Raw genomic sequence first — 20,146 nt, forward strand, 5'->3', positions numbered from 1 at the left:
CATCCTATTGATATCGATAATGCAACGTACCGCCGTCGTTCTTCTCGAACGTGACCGGCACCGCCGCACTGCCACCTTGCGCCTGTAACCACTGGGCATAAACGCCCGCCAGCACGGCGCTTAAAGCCAGTTGCCAGCGCTCAGCATCCACATTGCTGTCGCCCTGTGGCAGCGCATGGTGCTGAATGAGAATCGCATTTTCCTGCGGTTGCAGTTGGCTGAAACCCCAGTTGAAACGGGCCAGCTGCAGATTCATTTCGCGCTCCAGATCCTGCACGGTGCGCGCTTCTGCTAAAGGATAGCGTTTTGCCAGCGATGCGCCCACGTCGATGAGAAAACCTTCCGCTTCCTCACCCGCATTGTTCAACATGCTTTCAATCATCACGCTGACCAGGTCGAACCAACCTGGCTGATGTGGATGGCTGACGCGCGCGGTTACTTGCTCACTCATTAGTTGTCTCCGAACATGTAACGGAAGTACAGATTCGCTGTGCTCTCGTTGTAATCGCCAAAGGTGTCGTAGCCTAACTGGCCGCCAATGGTGACATCTTTGTTGATCTTGTAATCGGCACCGGCATGCAGGTTGTAACCGATACCGTTTTTGCTGTCGCCGCTGTAATAGGCACTCTTCACATAACCCTGATCGGCCAGGCTCTGCATTTGCGCCTGGTATGTCGGATCATTCGGGAAGTAGGCGCTCTTATCCTGGCTGTACGACTGATAACCCACCGAACCGCCGACGTTCACTTTCAGGTCGTCAAACTTGCGGGTGAATTCGATAGGGAATGACACCGACGCATAGTTTTGCGGGCTGAAGTAACCGCCCTGGCCGTAGCTGAAGTAGCTGAGGTTTTTCGAGAAGTCCATCCACGACAAACTCATCCCGGCTTTCAGTTCGCGGTCATCGGAGTGGAACGGACGCACATAGGCACCGGCGGTCGCCTGCACGCTATTGTTGCTTGCCACGTTTTCACCGATGTAGCTGTACGCACCACCGCCCACATAGAAACCGGCATCGCCGTTATCGTAGCTCAGTAAAGCGTTACCGCCGTTTTTGGTGACGCGGCCCCAGCGCTTACCGCTGGTTTTGTCTTCGACGCCAACGTAAGAGAGCAGGCTGTCAGTCATCGCGCGACGTTCACCGGTGAGGATCAACGTCAGGAAGTCAGTCAACTTCGGCGACCACTGCACACCACCGACCAGCGTGCTCAGATCCTGCCCGAGCGGGGTACTGCCGAGGTCAATCTTGTAGCTGTCGCCTTTCAATGCCAGGTTCAACTCAACGCCGGTGGCCTTCTGCGAATCGGTGGACGAGGAAGGCACATCGTCAATTTTGGCATCGCCCGAGGCCACCACATTCCCCTGCACCAGGGCGTTGGTGCCGAAGCGACGCCATGCGTCACCGGCCGCACTGCCTGCCGTCAGAGAAACCGGGGTCATAGTGAAGTCAAAGCGTGACTCGCCAAACGGCACGGTGGAGAAAGTCAGCGGCGCTTTGGCTTCGGTCAGTTTACTCAGACCCGATTCGCCATCACGACCGCGCACCTGCATTTGCCCCTGCACCCAAGTACCGGTTTTTTCTTGCAAATCGTCCATCATGTTGTCGATTTGACGCAGCGTCTGGCTCTGCTGCACCGCTGGCGTATTACTTGCCAGCGTCACGCCTGCGGCACTACTGGTGGAGGCATCCGGTGCTGACTGCCAGGGCATGACGGCACCATAGGCAGAAGGTGAGCCTGAAACCGGCGATGTGCTGCGGTTGATGAACGGGTTGTCGGCCAAGGCCAGACCACCGACGCTCGGCACGCTGCCCGTCTGTGCACCTTGCAGGCCAATCAACTGACCGCGTGCGGTGCGCAAGTAACTCATCGCCTGGCTGTGCTCGCCGTTAGCTTCTGCCACACGCGCCAGCAGCAGCAGACGGTCTGGCGTCTGCTCGTTACGCAGGCCACGCGTTAAGGTATTCGCTTTATTCACATCATTATTGGCCAGCGCCACATTGATGGCTCCGGTACGCGCGTCTTGCGTTGGCGTATCCTGGGTCATCAGGTAGTCATACACCACGCCGGCTTCTTTGTTCATCTTGCCGGACTGATAGAGGCGCGCCATCGCGAACATCAGATCGCGGTTTTGTGGATCGTGCTGCAGTGCGCCCACCAGCTTGTCGTAAGCGGCGGCGTACTGTTTCTGCTCGCGCAGGCGATCCACTTCATTGATCACGTAACCGTTACGAATACTCGCCAGCTGAGTCGGTGTACTGCGCGACTGCAACTCTGGGCTGCTGAGGAAGCTCTGCGCTTCGGTATTCAGGCCCGCCTGGTTCAGCACCGCCACCTGGGCGGCATAGTCACCGGCGTTACCCTGAATGCCACGCTGCATATTGCTGCGCACCACCGACACGGCAGTGGTGAGATCGCCCGCTTTCGCCAGCTTCTGCGCCAGATTACCCGCATCCACCGGGTTGGCTGGCGGGGTAGAGGCCAGCGCACGCAAGGTGTTAGCCGCTGCCGCATTTGAACCCTGCGCCAGATACTGATCGGCGGTTGCCATTTGCAGGTTGAAATTCACACGCTGCGCCAGTTCGCGCATGTCGCTGCTCTTGCTGCCGTTCGGAATGCGCGACAACAGTAAACTGGCCTGCTGCCAGGCACCGCTTTCGCTGGCGTTCAAGGCGCCGGCATACAGCTCATTGGTGCTGGCCCCGCTGCGCATGGCAGGCTGCATAATATTGGCGGCCATCATGTTATCGCCCTGGGCGCGATAAATACGCGCCAGATCAAGACGCAACCAGCCGTCGTTCGGGTAGCGCTGGATACCGCTGTTGAGTGTGGCAATCGCTGCACTGTTGTTACCGGCAGCCAGTTCACGTTTGGCCTGCGCACGGATCGGATCGGTGCTGCTGCCGCGCGGTGCCACGCTCTGACGCACGCTGTCTGGCAGTGATGCCAGCAAGGTATTCGCCTCTGCGCTGCGGTTTTGCTGACGCAGTACGTAGAAGAGACCTTCTTTGGCATTACGGTTATTGGCATCCGTTTGCAGGATAGCGCGATAGGTCTGCTCTGCCTGATCAAGTTGATTGCTGCGACGCTGGACGTCCGCGCGGAACAGCTTCGCCGCAATGCCTTTCTCACCGTCGGCCTGCGCCAGCGGTTCACTCAGCGCCAGCGCCTGGGCGCTGTCACCGTTCTTCAGCGCCTGCTGGGCAGTCGCCAGCTGGGCATAAAAGCGCGCATCCGCCGCCTGTTTCTGGCGTGTATCACTCTGGTCGCCGCCCAGCTGCGCGGCGCGTGTCAGGTAGTCCGCCGCTTCGGCGTAACGCCCAGCACGCTGAGCCACATAGCCCATACCGGCCAGCGCATCGGCATCCTGCGGGTTGGCCTGCAGCACCTTTTCAAAGTTGTTCTGTGCATTACTGACATCACCGCTGTTCAGCGCGGTAAAGCCAGCGCCTTTCTCAGCTCCACCGACGTTTTTACGGTAGTAATCCATCACCGCATTATCCTGCGGGTGGCGCTGCTGCCAGGTTTGATACAGCGAAGCATCGGACGCCTGTGGCCCCAACCACAGCAGCGCCTGACGCAATGAGCGGTCAGCATCTTTATTGCCATCGGCGAGGGACGCGAGCAAATCGATCCCCTGACGACGGGTAGATTCCTGATAGGTCATCGCCTTACCCAGCGCCAGTTTCGCGCCGGTATCCTGCGGATGGTCGGCAGAGAACTGACGCAGCGCTTCTACCGCCTGGGGCAGCAGCGCGCGGTCACCCGCCATCGTCAGGTAATACTCTGCCGCCACGCTCGGGGGTGGCTCATTACCGTTAAAGGTATTACGCCAGGTTTGCAGTGACGCCGCGATGTTGCCGCTGCGCGCCTGCTGACGCGCCAGCGACAGCTGCGCCTGTGGAATGGTTTGCAGCTGACGCGCGTTATCCAGTTCGGTGAGATGCGGATCGTTGGGTGATGCCGCGCTCAGGCGTGCACGCCATTGCGCCGCTTCCGCCGTGCTACCGCTCTGCTGCGAATAGAGCGCCAGCAGATAAAGCGCCTGAGTGTTGTTTGGCTCCACCATCAGCACTTTCTGCAGCGAAGATTTGGCTAAATCGTCATGCGCTTTCTGATGCCAGTAAGCCGCCTGATCGAACAGCGCTTGTAACGCAGGATTGGTACTCTCTGCCGCGAACAGCGGCTGAGAGAGCGTCAATGCCCCACCCAGAATCAGGGCATGACGAATACCGGCACTTAACAGATTTTTTTTCATTGTTTTTATCCTTACTTCTTGCCGGACTTGCTATCAGCTTTCGGGTTGAGACGTCGCCACGCATGACGTTTCAGCATCGCCCAGGCGCCACCGCCTACCAACGCTGAGAGCAGCAGTGCCGCCAGCGCCATCAGCACGGAGTGCTGGTTGGCATACCACACCACCATCATGTACCACGGCATTTCACCGCTCGGGAATTGCGGTCCGACACGGAAGCTGCGAATGCCGTTCTCATCGGTGATGATGGCGGTATCGCCACGAATACCGGCGTTGATGCGTGAAGAGTTCAGGTCCTCATGCAGGCGCAGCAACTGTTGGTCACTGGTCGCCACGGTCATCACCACCAGACGATCCGCATTCCATGGCGAGCGATAGCTGACAAAGCCACGCCACGCTTCGTTCGAGGAGAAGTAACGATCGGCATCCAGCTGCTGGCGATACCAGTCACCGGTCAGCCAGCCGCGCAGTTTGTCCCAGGTGGTCGGGTCTTTCACGCCCAGCGTATTGCCACTGGTTTCATACGGCGTATTCGCCAGCATCTGCTGGTTAAACTCGCTGTTCTGCGTGGTGCTCACCGCCAGCAGATCGCTCTGCTGCAGACGCGTCAGATTGGTGCCGCCATTCGGCAGACCAAACAGCACCTGGTTCTGCACCAGCGGCACGCCTGTGGCGTTACCGGCGCGTGAGGACATATCCAGCAGCGTGGAGATCTCGGCATCGGTAGGTTTTTCTGGCAGTAGCAAGGTGGTCTGCGAGAAGTCCGCCAGCCGTGAGAACGGGAACGACGCGCCCACGAAGTACGACAGGTTCGGCAGCATGGTGAAGTGGCGCGTGTGGCTCAGGTCAATCCACGAATCATCTTCAATGCGGCTCTTGATGTTGTTGTTGAGCAACACACCGCAAGGTGCATCCGCTTTCGGTTTGATGTTGAAGTACAGCGCCAGCTGGTTGTCACCGTAAATCAGATACGGCTCCAGCTTCAGGGTGTAATGCTCCTGACGCGCGTCGCCACCCAGACGATGCCAGGCGCTCTCCAGCAGACCGACTTTATTTACCGTCAGGTTGCGCAGGAACGTGCCGTTAATCATCACGTTAAGGAACGATTTGTTCTCATCAATCCAGCTTTCTGATGGGAAACGGTAGTGCAGTTCCACCGGAATGGTGTCGCCATCCCACATGAACAGATCCGGTGCCGCGCGGAAGTTGACGCTCAACGCATCGTGCCAGATACCGGTGGTGGTCAGGCTTTGATCTTTACGCAGCAGCTCGCTCAGGCGCACTGGACGGCTGGTATTGATCCAGCGTGGCGCGTCATAGGGCTTACGCACACCAATCTGCTGTGGCTGAACGTTCAGGCTGCTGGCATCCGTGGTCAGCGGCTGGGTGGTTAAACGGTTTGCCGCCTGCCGTAACTGCGCGTCGTCCGCCCCTACCACTAACAGCAGTTTGTAGACCGGGTTGTTCGGGTTATCGATCACTTGCAACAGTGGGCCATTGGTGGCCGGCAAGGTCACCGAACCAATCTTGTCACCCGGATGACCGACCAGGATGCCGTTGTGCTCTGGCAGATCGCCACGCACCACCGGGAAACGGATACCGCGATAATCAGACTGAATCCCCATCCAGGAAGCCACTAAAGCCGCAGCGCTCACGCTGTCAGGTGCCACATTGGCGGCAAAACCAAAGGTCACGCTGGCGGGCGTCATGCGTTGCGCATCAATGAACGGACGCGGGAAGTTGCGCAGACTGGTGCCAATATTCAACTGCTGCCCTTCGAGGCTCAGCGTGGTTTTCGGCAGAATTGAGACCTGATACTGCTGCGCACTCTCTTTTTCGCACAGCAGCTTATCCGCATCGTTGATTTTGAAGCTGAGGTTGTTGCTCGATACCACCATCGCCGCAGGGATATCCAGCTGATAGTCGCTAACATCACTGTCGCTGGAGCCCAGCGGCAAGGTGCCCAACGGCTGGCCGTTGAGCATCAACTGCAGTGAGGTATTGCGCGCCGCCAGCGCTGCAGAAACACGCAGCGACAGATTAAGGTGTGCGTTGGTGATCACCTCATCACTTGGCAGGGTGAACACGATACCGGATTGCAGCTGACCACCGGTCAAGGTAATGCCCTGCGGCTGGCCCATCTGAGCCACCGTAATCGTGCTGCTTACCGGCTGGTTCAACATCGCGGTAGTTGGCGCGGCGGCTACCGGCGCAACAGGGGCAACGTTCGGCAACACCATTTCCGGTGCAGGAGCCATATTGTTGTTCGTTGGCGCACTATCAACCGGTGCAGGCGCCGCGCCCGTCGTATCGGCTGGCGCAGCGTTCTCAGTGGCGGGCGCGTTGTCTACCGGTGCGTAAGGCGTGGCACCGGCGGCTTGTTGTAACTGCGTATCCGCTTCACTCTGAATCCCTTGCGGTGGCGGCACGTCAGACAGCGCCGAGCTGTCTTGGGTAACCGCGGGCGTTTCCGCCCAGGCAGGGGCGAGCATCAGCGCCGTTGCCAGCGAGCTCGCCAGCAACGTTTGAGTCAAGTTCTTCATGCAGCGCTGTCCTCTTTTACGGCGGCCTGGTTGTCACGCTTATGCTTCTGACGGCGATCTTTCCAGGTCAGCCAGAACAGCTCAAACACGGTACGAATAATGGTGCCCAGTGAAACCAGCGGGTTGTCCTGCTTGTACTCGGGCTGAATCCACGCATCGGCACGCGCCAGTACCACGCGCACCAGTTCACGGCGGCGCGAGAGCGGCATATCGCCAAAGCGCAGACGAATGGTTTCGTCATCGCCGGAGATTTTGCTCACCGGGATAGTGATAGCACCCGATTTCAGCAGCAGGTCAATCTCTTCGATTTCATCGGTCTCGTGGCGATTGTCTGGCGCATCCAACTGCGCACCACCCATCGACAAGTCGCTGGTTTGGGTACGTGAAGAGATGCCGCTCGCATAGTGAATCACCGCCGGAATCTGCACTTCGATACGAATGGTTTTACGTACCTGCTTGGTTTCACGCGCCACGGCAATGGCCGCCATCAGGATGATCAGGCTGAACACCGCCCAGCCGACGTTGAGCGCGATAACATAAGGGTCAACACCAAAGTAATCATGCGCCGTGGCGCGCACCACGCCCGCCACAATGCCGATAGTCAGCAGCACGGCGACAATCACATGTGGACGCACGATGTGGAAGTCGAAGAAGCCCTGATCCAGCAAACCGCCTTTATCCGTTACGTTAAATTTCCCGCGCTTAGGGGCCAGCATGGTCAACAGCGTCGGAATCACGAGGTGGAAACACATCACGGTTTCGTAGATTTCACCCCAGAAGGTGTAACGGAACTTGCCGTTCATGCGGGAGTTGACGTACAGCGACATCACCAGGTGCGGCAGCACGTAGGCAAAAATCAGCGAGGCTGACGAGTGAATGATGTTCAGGTTGAACAACAGATACGCCAGCGGTGCCGTCAGGAAGGCCACGCGTGGCAGTCCAAACTGGAAGTGCAGCATGGCGTTGAGGTAGCACAGGCGTTGCTGCCATTTCAGACCGCGGCCAAACAGCGGGTTATCAACACGGAAAATCTGCGTCATGCCACGCGCCCAGCGGTTACGCTGTATGACGTGCAGGCCCAGACGTTCGGTGGCCAGGCCGGCAGCCAGTGGAATCGCCAGGAAGGCGGAGCCCCAGCCCAGACGCTGCATTTTCAGCGCGGTATGCGCATCTTCGGTGACCGTTTCGACAGCAAAACCACCGATTTCTTCTAACGCACTGCGACGGATAACCGCACAGGAACCGCAGAAGAAAGTCGCATTCCAGTTATCGTTGCCCTGCTGCACCGGACCGTAGAACAGTGCACCTTCGTTTGGAATGCTGCGCGCAGCGCGCAGGTTACGCTCGAACGGGTCCGGAGAGTAGAAGTAGTGCGGCGTTTGTAACAACGCCAGCTTAGGATCTTTCAGGAACGGGCCGACCGTTGCTTGCAAGAAAGTACGGGTGGCAACGTGGTCACAGTCAAAGATGCAGATCAGCTCACCTTTGGTGATTTTCATTGCATGATTGAGGTTACCGGCTTTCGCATGGCTGTTGTCGTCACGGGTGATGTAACCCACGCCCACATCCGCCGCAAACACCGCAAACTCACTGCGCTTGCCATCATCCAGCAAATAGACTTTCAACTTGTCGCGCGGATAATCGATGCACTGGGCCGCCAGCACGGTATCACGCACGACATCCAGGCTTTCGTTGTAGGTCGGCACGTACACATCCACCGTTGGCCACAGGCTGGTATCCTCCGGCAGCGGTTCAATGGTGCGTTTCAGTGGCCAGGTGGTCTGCAGGAAGCCCAGAATCAGGATCAGCCAGACATACAATTCGGCCAGATATAAACCGATGCCGAGAATGGCTTCGATCTCTGAATTAAATTGCAGCGTCTCTGTGGTGCGCCACCAGATATATCGGGTCGACATCAGCGCAGAAAGAATAACCATCACAACGGTTATTTTGCGGCTTTTGCTGAAGCCCAGTAGAAACATCATCCCGATGCTGATTAAGCCAAAAATATATTGTTTTTGGCTGTCCATAGGCGTGATGACGATTACCGCGGCGACCGGTGCAAGCACCAGTAGCAGCAGGTAAAACCCGAGTTTACTCATGATTCACCCTAAAGAAGCTGTGTTGTTATTATTGCGCCAGGCAACAGCCTGGCTTATTTAATAATGACTGCGAATGGGCGCCTGAACTTCACCGTTACCCACGGTAATATTCAGGATATTTGCCACACGTTTGGCCACCAGTTCGATATCAAACGCGGCCGCAGAGGCAGGGCTGAAATCAAACACCGACTGTTGTGAAGCATTGGCTTCCGCGACGCTTTCATCGCGGTGCACCACACCCAATAAGTTCTCACCCAGACGCTGCTGCATAAAGCCGGTGACTTCACGGCTAATATTGCGGCGGTTGTCGCTCTGGTTAAGCACAAAATAATGACCACGTTTATTATTCAGTGGCTGACCTATCATGCGGTCATTTTCTATTTGCGGCAGAAGCGAGACAGAAGCGGTATCTGCAAGCATCACCACTAAATGCATATCGGCAAGCGCGGTCATGGCTTTAAGCGCCGGACCTGGACCTGGAGGAAAATCAGCAATAATCACCAGTCCCGGATAATTCAGCACGGTATCCAGACCGCGTTTAAGGAAATGTGGATCTTTAACCAGATTCTCTTCGAAACGCTCACGCTGATCTTCAGTGACGTCACCGTACGGCATAACAAAAATATTACCGCCGGTGGTGAGAATGGACTGGCTCCAGTCGGCCTGCTCTTCAGAGCGAGCAACAAAACCACGGCCGTCGTGCAGCGGTACACCAAAATGCAGACGCAATGCGTTCTGGACATCGAAATCGATTGCCAACACCTTGCTGCCGGCACGCGCCAGACTCCATGCAAGATTGGCCGCCATGGTGGTTTTCCCTACTCCCCCTTTAGGCGAGCACACACAAACTAACGGCATAGCGCGATTTTCTCCAGTAACGGTTTTAGTAGTGTTTCTTTAGAAATATTAGCAGGTTCCGCGGGGCGTGAACGGAACAGCGCACCAAAGCGAGACGGTGCAGCAGGAGCCGGCTGTACCGGTGCGGCAAAAGTCGGTGAGGGTACAGGTGTCGCAACCGGGCCAGCGCTAACCACAGTGTGTGGGGCGGGCGCAGGTGTGGCCGCAATCGGTGCGGGTGCTGCCACGAGGGGCGCAGGTGCTGCGACAGGTTCAGCAACCGGTTTCGGCGGCGGCGGCGGAAACAGCGAAGTGGTCGCCTGGCGCTCAACCACGGTCGCTTTCGGCGCTTGCGCGATTGCTGAAGGTGCGGGTTTCGCCGCTGGAGCCGGTGGGAATAAGGAAGAAACACCACTCGGCGGTGCAGCGGGCACGGATTCTACCGGCGCAGTCGCGGCCAGGCTATCGAGAATCGATCCGCGCGTAGTGCTGCCAGCGGCAGCTATTGGCGCCTGCAGAGGTGCAGGTTGCGCAGGTGCGTCAAACTCATCGCCACGAATCGGTTGGGGTTGCGGCAGGTCAATGCGCTGACCGCTGCCTAATTCCGGCTCATTATTCGTGGCCAACTGGCGAATAATGGCCCATTGGCTGTGATCCGCGTCCTGCGATTGCCCAGACATATCCTTAAAAGCGATATCAAGCGTGTGCGTTTTTTCTTTGAAACGCTGCAGATCGTCGTAATTCTTCATGATCAGAGCCTGTAAAAACGGGAGGGAATTTGCCTGGAATATAACACACACATTAAAAGACGGTGAGAGAAATCTGATTATTAAAACAACATGTTCAATAAAAGAGTTTTATCTTCCTGATTGAAATTCTACATATGCAAATAGCATGCTGTTATTTATGACCGGAGATTAATTAATATCGATTAACTGAAATAATAACGGGGTTAACATTAACCTAACTTACTGAAAAACCTTCAAAGTGGTTCAAGTTACGGATTTTACACCTGTGTGATAACACTCACACAATCCTGACATTATTCAGAATTTGCCTTAACGATTTATATCGTAATCAGGACCAATTTATTACTGATTCACTGGCGTAATACATTTCAGACCTCTTTTTTTTCTCCGCACTCAGCCGTTAATTTTACTGAAGTATGAACCAGCAAAAAAGAAAGGCTCCCGAGGGAGCCTTTAGCTATTTTTGGCGGTAATTTACGGAACGCCCACTGGCTGATTCTCATCCTGATCAACCGCAAAGCAGGCGATTTGCTGTTCGCCATACTGTTTTAGCTTGGGCTGCAATTGTACACAGCTGCCAAAACGACGGCGGCAGCGCGCGTTAAAGGCACAGCCCGGCGGTGGATTAAGCGGGCTGGGCAACTCACCGGTAAGTTTGATGCGCTCACGGCGCTCATCTGGATTGAGTCGCGGCGTGGCAGACAGCAATGCCTGAGTATAAGGATGGCGAGGATTGCTGAAGATCGCCTCTTTGCTGCCTTTTTCAACGCAGCGGCCCAGATACATCACCATCACTTCGTCGGCTATGTGTTCAACCACGGACAGGTCGTGAGAAATGAACACATACGACAAACCCAAATCCTGCTGCAAATCCATCATCAGGTTGAGTACCTGCGCACGCACCGAAACATCCAGCGCCGAGACAGGTTCATCGGCAATCAAGACGTCTGGGTCGAGCATTAAACCACGCGCAATGGCGATACGCTGACGCTGCCCACCGGAGAACATATGCGGGTAACGGTCATAGTGTTCGGTTTTCAGACCGACCTTCGCCATCATCTCCAGGGTTTTTTCCCGGCGTTCCGCTTTGCTCAGCGAGGTGTTGATCACCAGCGGCTCTTCAAGAATCTGGCTGATTTTTTTGCGCGGATTCAGCGAGCCATACGGGTTCTGGAAGATAATCTGAATTTTCTGGCGACGCAGCTTCTGGGCCTGCGGATCGTGCTTCAGCAAATCCTGACCGTGCCAATAGAGCTGCCCTTCGGTTGGCGTTTCAATCATGGTTAACAGGCGACCCAGCGTGGATTTACCACAGCCAGACTCCCCCACCACCGCCAGCGTTTTGCCACGCTCAAGGTTAAACGAGACGCCATCCAGCGCTTTGACCAGGCGCTCCTGGCCAAACAGCCCTTTCTTCACCGGGTAGTGTTTTTTCAGGTCAATCGCCTGCAGCAGGTAATCCTGCTCAGTGTTATTAAGACTCATAAGTCGGTCTCCCGGCATCATCCAGTGGGAAATGGCATTTAGACTGGCGGCCCGGAATGTCGCGCAGTTCAGGTTCTTCACGGCGGCAGCGGTCGGTCACGTACGGACAGCGTGGGTTGAGCAGACAGCCGGTTGGGCGGTCATATTTGCCCGGCACCACACCTGGCAGCGAAGCCAGACGCGCTTTATCGGCGGCAAACTCCGGCAGCGCACGCAGCAGCGCCTGGGTATACGGATGACGCGGCGCTTTGAAGATATCCACCGCTTTACCGCTTTCCACCACCTGACCTGCATACATCACGATGATGTGTTGCGCGGCTTCCGCCACCAGCGCCAGATCGTGGGTAATCAGGATCAACGCCATGTTTTCTTGCTTCTGCAAATCCAGCAGCAGTTCGATGATCTGTGCCTGAATGGTGACGTCCAGCGCGGTGGTCGGCTCATCTGCAATCAACAGCTTCGGTTTGCAGGCAATCGCCATGGCGATCATCACACGCTGGCTCATACCGCCCGACAGCTGGTGAGGGTAGACATCCAGTCGCGAAGCCGGGTCGGGAATGCCCACCTGCTCCAGCAGGTCGATGGCACGCTGACGACGGGTGCTTTTGCTGCCGCCCTGATGCACCTTCAGCGCTTCCATAATCTGGAAACCGACGCTGTAGCACGGGTTAAGGCTGGTCATCGGGTCCTGGAAGATCATCGCCACTTCAGCGCCCACCAGTTGGCGGCGCTCTTTTTCGGAGATGCGTTGCAGGTCACGCTGGTTGAACTCCAGCTTTTCGGCCTTCACACGGCCGGGGTAATCAATCAGCCCCATGATCGCCAGTGAACTGACAGATTTACCCGAGCCGGATTCACCGACAATCCCCACCACCTGGCCTTGTTCAACCTGGTAGCTGATGCGGTCTACGGCGCGGAACGGTGTTTTTTCGTCGCCGAAATGCACCGATAATTTTTCTACATTTAATAATGCCATCTCGGTGCCTCTTTACTGCTTGAGTTTCGGGTCGAGTGCGTCACGCAGACCATCGCCCATGAGGTTGAATGCCAGTACAGTGAGCAGGATGACGACACCAGGGAACGTCACCACCCACCAGGCACTTTGCGCATACTGCAACACGTCTGAGAGCATGGTGCCCCACTCTGGTGTTGGCGGCTGCGCCCCCATTCCGAGAAAGCCCAACGCCGCCATATCGAGGATGGCATTGGAGAAACCTAATGACGCCTGCACGATCAGCGGTGCCAGGCAGTTAGGCAGAATATTGACGAACATCTGGCGCAGGGTACCGGCCCCCGCCACGCTAGAGGCGGTGACGTAGTCGCGGTTGACTTCCACCAGCACCGCAGCACGGGTCAGACGGATATAGTGCGGCAAGGCGACGAAAGTGATCGCCAGCGAGGCGTTGACAATCGACGGGCCGAAGATCGCCACCAGCACCAGTGCCAACAGCAAGCTTGGCAGCGCCAGCATGATGTCGACCAGACGCATGATCACGGCATCCACCACTCCGCCGAGGTAACCGGCCATCAGGCCAAATATCACCCCGAGCACCAGTGACAGCACCACCACCAGGCAACCCACCAGCAGAGACAAGCGCGCACCGAACATCAGACGCGAAAGGACATCGCGGCCAACGTCATCGGTGCCGAGAATAAATTTCCAGCTACCGCCTTCCTGCCACACTGGCGGGTGCAGCAGTGCATCGCGGAACTGTTCGGCAGGCGCGTGCGGCGCCAGCACATTGGCGAACAGCGCGATCAGCAGCATCAGAATGATGTAAACCAGGCCAATCACCGCGCCTTTGTTACGTTTGAAGTAGTGCCAGAATTCCTGAATGGGGGTCATCGGCTTGGGTGCAGCGGTCACGCTTGCGGGATCAACAGTAGACATGATTCCCCCTTATTTCTTATGTCGAATGCGCGGATTAACCACGCCGTACAGCAGATCAACCAGCAGGTTGACCACGATAATCAGAATCGCCACCAGCAGCACGCCGCCTTGCACCACCGGATAGTCACGGCGTTGCAGCGCTTCAATGAGCCAGCGACCAAGTCCCGGCCACGAGAAGATGGTTTCGGTCAGAATCGCACCGGCCAATAAGGTGCCAACCTGTAAACCGATAACGGTGACCACCGGCAGCATGGCGTTACGCAGCGCATGCACCACAATCACGCGCATGCGCGTTAAGCCTTTAGCGCGCGCGGTGCGGATGTAGTCTTCACCCAGCACTTCCAGCATCGAGGATCGCGTCATACGCACAATCACCGCCAGAGGAATGGTGCCGAGTACGATGGCCGGCAGAATCATGTGCATCACGGCATCTTTGAAGTCACCCGGTTCGCCCCAGATCAGCGTATCAATCAGCATGAATCCGGTCAGAGGATGGCTATCATCAAGGAAGATGGTGTCACTGACACGCCCAGAGACCGGCGTGAGGTTCCATTGGACCGACACCAGCATGATCAGCATGATGCCCCACCAGAAAATCGGCATCGAGTAACCGGTCAGTGAGATACCCACCGCAGTGTGATCGAATACGGAACCGCGCTTCACCGCCGCCAGAACCCCCACAGGAATCCCCACGGCCACGGCAAAGATCATGGCGCAGATACCGAGTTCCAGCGTGGCTTTGAAACGGGGAACGAATTCATCCCAGACTGGAATGCGGCTTTTCAGCGAGATACCGAGATCGCCATGCAGCACACCATTGATGTAGGTGATGTACTGTTTCCACATCGGCTGGTCGAGACCAAACTGGGCCATCAGTTGGGCATGACGTTCAGGAGAGATACCGCGCTCGCCCGCCATGATCAGCACCGGGTCACCGGGGATCAAATGGACAAACGCAAAGGTCAGTAAGGTAATACCGATAAACGTTGGGATGACAAGGCCCAGACGTCGGAGTATGAATTGCAGCATAAGCCGGGTTCTCAGTCTTTTCCCGTGGCGTTGCCGCCAGGGTCTACATTGCTCACAACACGCAGCCGGCATGGCCGGACGCGACGCAAGAAGCGCTTCAAATACCCGTCAACCTTCACGCTGCAACTGCGTTGGCTTCATTCGCTCACCCCAGTCACTTACTTGAGTAAGCTCCTGAGGATTCACCAATTCGCCGCCTTGCTGCAGAGTGAATTATTTAGGGTATGCATTAATTTAGCCGGAAAAAAAGTGCGGAGTTCGGGCGACGAAGGGGCCGCCCGAGGGCCAGCAGCGCTGGCCCTACCCGCGATAATCCGAAAGGTTATTCCTGGATATCGACGTTTTCGAAGTGATGTTTGCCTAATGGATCAACCACATAACCGGTCACTTTCTTACTCACTGGCTCATAGACGGTTGAGTGAGCGATGATCAGCGCTGGCGCCTGGTCATGCATCACTACCTGAGCCTGCTTGTACAGTTCAATACGTTTGTTGTGATCGGCTTCAGCACGTGCAGGCTGAATCAGGTCTTCAAACGGCTTGTAGCACCAGCGAGAGTAGTTAGAACCGTCTTTCGCCGCTGCACAGCTGAACAGCGTGGCGAAGAAGTTATCTGGGTCCCCATTATCACCGGTCCAGCCCATCATGACGGTCTGGTGTTCACCGGCTTTAGCACGCTTGAGGTATTCGCCCCATTCGAAGGTGACGATTTTGGCTTTGACGCCAATTTTCGCCCAGTCAGCCTGAACCATTTCGGCCATACGGCGCGCGTTCGGGTTGTAAGGACGCTGTACCGGCATTGCCCACAGGTCGATGGAGAAGCCATCTGGCATGCCTGCTTCTTTCAGCAGTTCTTTCGCTTTAGCAGGGTCGTAAGCGTAGTCTTTAACAGCATCGTTGTAGCCCCACATGGTCGGTGGGATCAGGTTTTTCGCGGCCTGGCCAGCGCCCTGATAAACCGCATCGATGATGGCTTGTTTGTTGACCGCCATGGTCAGTGCCTGACGCACTTTGACGTTATCCAGCGGTTTTTTCTCGGTGTTAAATGACAGGTAACCGACGTTCAGACCAGGCTGTTCCATCAGGTTGATTTTGTCATCTTTTTTCATGCTGGCGATGTCAGCCGGGTTTGGATACGGCATGACCTGGCACTCACCTTTCTGCAGTTTGGCGTAACGCACAGACGCATCCGGGGTGATGGAGAAGACCAGGCGATCAATCTTCGGCTTAGTGCCCCAGAAGTCTGGGTTCGCTTTGTAGAGAATGCGCGAGTCTTTCTGGTATTGCTGCAGCACGAATGGACCGGTGCCCACTGGGTTGAGGTCCAGTTTTTCTGGCGTGCCGGCTTTGAGCATGTTGTCCGCATACTCTTTAGACAGGATTGAGGCGAAGTCCATGCCAAGGTCAGCAATGAACGGCGCTTCAGGACGGGTCAGGGTGAAGCGTACGGTGTAGTCGTCAACTTTGTCGATTTTGGCGATCAGCTTAGGCATGTCCATGCCTTCGAAGTATTCGTAGCTGCCGCCAGAAACACCGTGATATTTGTTGTTTTTGTCGAGCTGGCGCTCGAAGGAGAACACGACGTCATCGGCGTTGAATTCACGGGTTGGCTTGAAGTCTTTGGTGGTTTGCCACTTCACGCCTTTACGCAGGTGGAAGGTATAAGTTTTACCGTCCGCGCTGACGTCCCATTTTTCTGCCAGGCCCGGCTGCAGCTCAGTGGTACCGGTTTTGAACTCAACCAGGCGGTTGTAGATCGGTACGGAGCTGGCATCGTAAGTGGTACCCGATGTGAAGAGCTGTGGGTTAAAGCCTTCCGGCGAACCTTCTGAACAGTAAACGAGGGTTTTCGCCTGGACACCCGCGGCAACAGTCATAGCAATCAGGCTAAGACCGACCTTCAGCATCCTGGATTTAGCCAGGGAGTTGATCATGTTTTGCTCCATTGTGATGTGATGTTGTGTGCGTCGCCCGACCTCTGAATTTTTTTATGCGGTTCGGGCAGCATGCGAGTGGTTTATTTTCTCCGACAGAAAAACGCTGTCAGGATCGCCCTACTCTGCATGTTATTGACGCATCAATTTGTCAACAGTTGCAAAGAAGGTCAATACAAGGTGGGGTTATTTACACAGAGTGTGAGTAAGTGCAAGCAACGATAAAAAACAGCCTTCTCGCGCTGAGCCAAAATTAAAAAAGGTGATAAAGCGCGCAATGCCGCGTGATTATCTGGCTATGTAGCCAGATGACAGTGATTATCACCGCTAAAAAACACACAAAACTTGTTGGTAAATGTCGATTATCTGAACGATTCCCCGTGCGTTATGACGTTCAGGCAGCGAAATATGCTGGCTTAATGGCATAAGAAATCAGCAAAAAGCAAAAAGCGGTCATAAGAAGAATGTGTCGCGAATTAAGGGAGCAGGGTCGATTGGATAAGGGCTTGAGTATCGAGATAGGGATAAATAGCATGAAATTGGAAGTTTTGATGTGAAAAGGGAGATTATCAACCTTTGTTAAACCTAAGTGCTTTGAGTTTTGCGTATGGCTCAGAGAAGGGGGCTCGATCGCAAAGACGGCGTAAATACATCCCTGTAGCCTCTACCGCCGGAGTATTCGCCCCATCCATGGGGCTCACCCGCAAGCGGGCAACGCTTCGCGTTGTGCAAAATTGCTCCCGGCAATTTTGTCCATGCGGCGGACGCTTTGCTAACCGAGCCCCCTTCCCATCGCTAATTGGCAGCAGTTTCGCTTTTCTAAAAGCACGCAGGGAGTTGGGCAAAGGAGGGAATGCGGGGTCCGGAGTAAAGCGTCACACGCCAGGGATGGCGTGTGCCGAGCGATCAGGGACGAGACAGCGTCTTTACGGAGTGGCCCCGTATTTCATCCTGACAGGTACGTTTTTGAATGGCTTCTATATCGCTGCCCAACACAACGCAGCGGAGTTGAGCAAAGGAGGGAATGCGGGGTCCGGAGTAAAGCGTCACACGCCAGGGATGGCGTGTGCCGAGCGATCAGGGATGAGACAGCGTCTTTACGGAGTGGCCCCGTATTTCATCCTGACAGGTACGTTTTTGAATGTAAGCAGCCTGATCTACAGACGAAAAAAAACCCGCTTTTACAAGCAGGTTTCTTAAATATGGTCGGCGAGAGAGGATTCGAACCTCCGACCCACTGGTCCCAAACCAGTTGCGCTACCAAGCTGCGCTACTCGCCGATGGGGGCGAATATTACTGCTCCCACTTTAGAGCGTCAATCCCTTTTCCATTTTTTCCAGCCGATCGCCTGAAAAGCAAGCAGTGGGGCAAAAAACCCCACCGCTCAATGGTTTCACAGCAAAGCTTACAGCGTTTTAGCTGGGGTCGCGGCAGGCGCCTGACACCAGTTATTCGCTGGGTTAATTCCGCCATCCGGCGAACTGTAGCCCAGACAGCCTAAAATCGTATCAAACAACTCCACATGACGATGGGTCTTACCCACGCGCTGCTGGGCCTGTAAACGATCGAAGTTACTGCGATTGGTCGGGTCAGCCAAATACTTATCGGAAGCCCACACCATCATCGGCACACGGAACTGCTCTGGCGGGGCCATCTCACGCGGTGTGCCGTGCAAATGCATATTCTCGCTGATCGACTCACCGTGATCGGCGGCATAAAACACGATGGCTTTCTTATCACGCAACTGATCGAGCACGCTATCCAACATAGTATCGACATACAGAATCGAATTGTCATAAGCGTTAATCAACTGCGCTTTACTGCAGGTCTCATCCACGCCCATACACTCGGGCTGATAACGGGCGAAACTGCGCGGATAACGCTGTGAATAAAGGTAATGTGAACCCTTAGTATGCAACACCACCAAATGCTTACCTTTCGGGAAACGCTCCAGTGAAGCCTGCAACTCCGGCACCAACAACATGTCATCGACGGCTTTACCCTGATTACGCTTCTCTGAACCAATTTGCTCGCGGAACGAGAAATTATTCACATCGGCGTTATCGTAAAACCACACTTCGCTCTGCATCGCGAACAGCTCGGAAGTGAAGCCCAACTCCTTCATCACCGCAAACACATTCTGCTCTTTCAGCGTGCGTCCTGGGTTATCCATGGTGCCGCCCTCGCGCACAAACATACAACGCAATGACAGCTTGGTTGCGGTATCGCAAGACTCACCACGAAACGCCACCAAATTCTTCTCTTTCGACAGCTTCGGCGTGGTATCGCGGTCATAACCTAACAGGCCCATATGATCCCAGCGCGTGGTCTCGCCAATCACAAACACCACATAGGTATCATCAAGCCCGGCTGGCGCAACGTAAGTAAACTTCTTCGCCGGGTCCAGCAACTCCGCGCCATCCATCTCCTCATCGACCTTGGTCCAGGCAAACAAACCTAACGCCGCAATCCAGTTAGAAGGCAAATAAGAGTGCGCCACCACACCGCCGTAGCTCGGCAAATCAATATTGGTGATCTCTTCATTCACCTTTTGCAGCTTGTCGAAATAACGAATCGGCAGCCACACCAGTGCCACGCTCAGCAGCAACACCAGGGTCGGCTTCAAACGCTGCCCTGGCGTCTTTAACTGCTCAAACAGTGTCTGGCTCAGATTATTACGCCAAATCAACAGCAGCGGCAGGGCGCTCACCAGCACCATCCACACCACAAAATGCAGGCCAATCACTTCTTTTGAAAGATCGACATCGGTGGTCATCACCGACGCGACAATGCCGTAGCCAATCACCACGTTGAAGAAGGTCATGTAATAGGCAGCAGCGACCGAAATCACTACGCACAGGGTGGCGAGAATGCGATAGGCCCACTTTCCACCGAGCGACAACAACCGCATCAGGAAGAAGGTCAGCAACACCGCGGCCAGCACTTCTGCCCCAGCAGACAGCCAATCAGTAAGGGTGGATTTCGTTAAGAAGCCGTCAAAACGGCGATAAAAAATCGGCAAATTCAATAAGATGCCGAGATACAACGCAAGCAGCAGCGACAGCTTTTGCTGCGTTAAACTCTTAATATAATTCATCTATTTTTTAATTCCTGACCCGGTGTCAATAAACCAACCTTAAATGTGACTATTTAAAGTCAATAGAGTTCGTCCGTGAGAGAGAAAAGCGCAAGCAACGAGCAGGAACGGGACGAATCTGAACCGGAACGGCATTGAGGGCGCATGCAGCGCAGCAGTAGAACATTTAACCAATGGTTAGACCAGCGAATTGTATTTCGATCCCATTAAAGGTGAAAAAGGCCCC

12 protein-coding genes and 1 tRNA gene are annotated in these 20,146 nt (G+C 55.3%); all 13 read right to left on the reverse strand.

The genetic code is table 11. From position 1 onward, the window contains the following. Positions 1–4: 4 nt before the first annotated feature. Positions 5–451, reverse strand: coding sequence for a cellulose biosynthesis protein BcsD (gene bcsD / locus ACPUC8_RS00435; protein WP_494925419.1), 447 nt, complete (start codon positions 449–451; stop codon positions 5–7). Further along, the gene (locus tag ACPUC8_RS00440; RefSeq protein ID WP_039329156.1) at positions 451–4,257 is read right to left on the reverse strand and encodes a cellulose biosynthesis protein BcsC; all 3,807 of its coding nucleotides are present in this window, start codon (positions 4,255–4,257) and stop codon (positions 451–453) included. Before ACPUC8_RS00440 ends, bcsD begins: the two co-directional genes overlap by 1 nt. Positions 4,258–4,268: 11 nt before the next feature. Then, positions 4,269–6,797 (reverse strand): cellulose biosynthesis cyclic di-GMP-binding regulatory protein BcsB, encoded by a 2,529-nt coding sequence (gene bcsB, locus ACPUC8_RS00445; RefSeq protein WP_494925420.1) that lies wholly within the window; start codon positions 6,795–6,797, stop codon positions 4,269–4,271. Further along, positions 6,794–8,899, reverse strand: a complete 2,106-nt coding sequence (gene bcsA, locus ACPUC8_RS00450) for a UDP-forming cellulose synthase catalytic subunit (RefSeq protein ID WP_052205981.1) — start codon at positions 8,897–8,899, stop codon at positions 6,794–6,796. The genes bcsB and bcsA overlap by 4 nt, the downstream gene beginning before the upstream one ends. A gap of 57 nt (positions 8,900–8,956) precedes the next feature. Next, positions 8,957–9,757, reverse strand: a complete 801-nt coding sequence (gene bcsQ / locus ACPUC8_RS00455; protein ID WP_039329151.1) for a cellulose biosynthesis protein BcsQ — start codon at positions 9,755–9,757, stop codon at positions 8,957–8,959. Further along, positions 9,748–10,485: a cellulose biosynthesis protein BcsO gene (gene bcsO / locus ACPUC8_RS00460; RefSeq protein WP_494925421.1), complete on the reverse strand. Its 738-nt coding sequence runs from the start codon at positions 10,483–10,485 to the stop codon at positions 9,748–9,750. Before bcsO ends, bcsQ begins: the two co-directional genes overlap by 10 nt. A gap of 474 nt (positions 10,486–10,959) precedes the next feature. Beyond that, positions 10,960–11,970 (reverse strand): dipeptide ABC transporter ATP-binding subunit DppF, encoded by a 1,011-nt coding sequence (gene dppF / locus ACPUC8_RS00465; RefSeq protein ID WP_039329147.1) that lies wholly within the window; start codon positions 11,968–11,970, stop codon positions 10,960–10,962. Beyond that, on the reverse strand, positions 11,960–12,946 hold the full coding sequence (gene dppD / locus ACPUC8_RS00470; RefSeq protein WP_494925422.1) for a dipeptide ABC transporter ATP-binding protein: 987 nt from the start codon (positions 12,944–12,946) through the stop codon (positions 11,960–11,962). Before dppD ends, dppF begins: the two co-directional genes overlap by 11 nt. Before the next feature lie 12 nt (positions 12,947–12,958). Continuing rightward, positions 12,959–13,861: a dipeptide ABC transporter permease DppC gene (gene dppC, locus ACPUC8_RS00475; RefSeq protein WP_058972841.1), complete on the reverse strand. Its 903-nt coding sequence runs from the start codon at positions 13,859–13,861 to the stop codon at positions 12,959–12,961. 9 nt (positions 13,862–13,870) lie between these two features. Continuing rightward, the gene (gene dppB / locus ACPUC8_RS00480) at positions 13,871–14,890 is read right to left on the reverse strand and encodes a dipeptide ABC transporter permease DppB (protein ID WP_039334996.1); all 1,020 of its coding nucleotides are present in this window, start codon (positions 14,888–14,890) and stop codon (positions 13,871–13,873) included. A gap of 322 nt (positions 14,891–15,212) precedes the next feature. Next, complete coding sequence (gene dppA / locus ACPUC8_RS00485; RefSeq protein ID WP_039335000.1) at positions 15,213–16,823, reverse strand: dipeptide ABC transporter periplasmic-binding protein DppA; 1,611 nt, start codon at positions 16,821–16,823, stop codon at positions 15,213–15,215. A gap of 1,203 nt (positions 16,824–18,026) precedes the next feature. Continuing rightward, positions 18,027–18,103 (reverse strand) — tRNA-Pro (locus ACPUC8_RS00490). A 125-nt stretch (positions 18,104–18,228) separates the two neighbouring features. Next, positions 18,229–19,920 carry a kdo(2)-lipid A phosphoethanolamine 7''-transferase gene (gene eptB, locus ACPUC8_RS00495; RefSeq protein ID WP_039335003.1) on the reverse strand — a complete coding sequence of 564 codons (1,692 nt, stop codon included), beginning with the start codon at positions 19,918–19,920 and terminating at the stop codon, positions 18,229–18,231. Positions 19,921–20,146 lie beyond the last annotated feature (226 nt).

It is taken from the genome of Pantoea sp. CFCC18177, assembly GCF_059412425.1.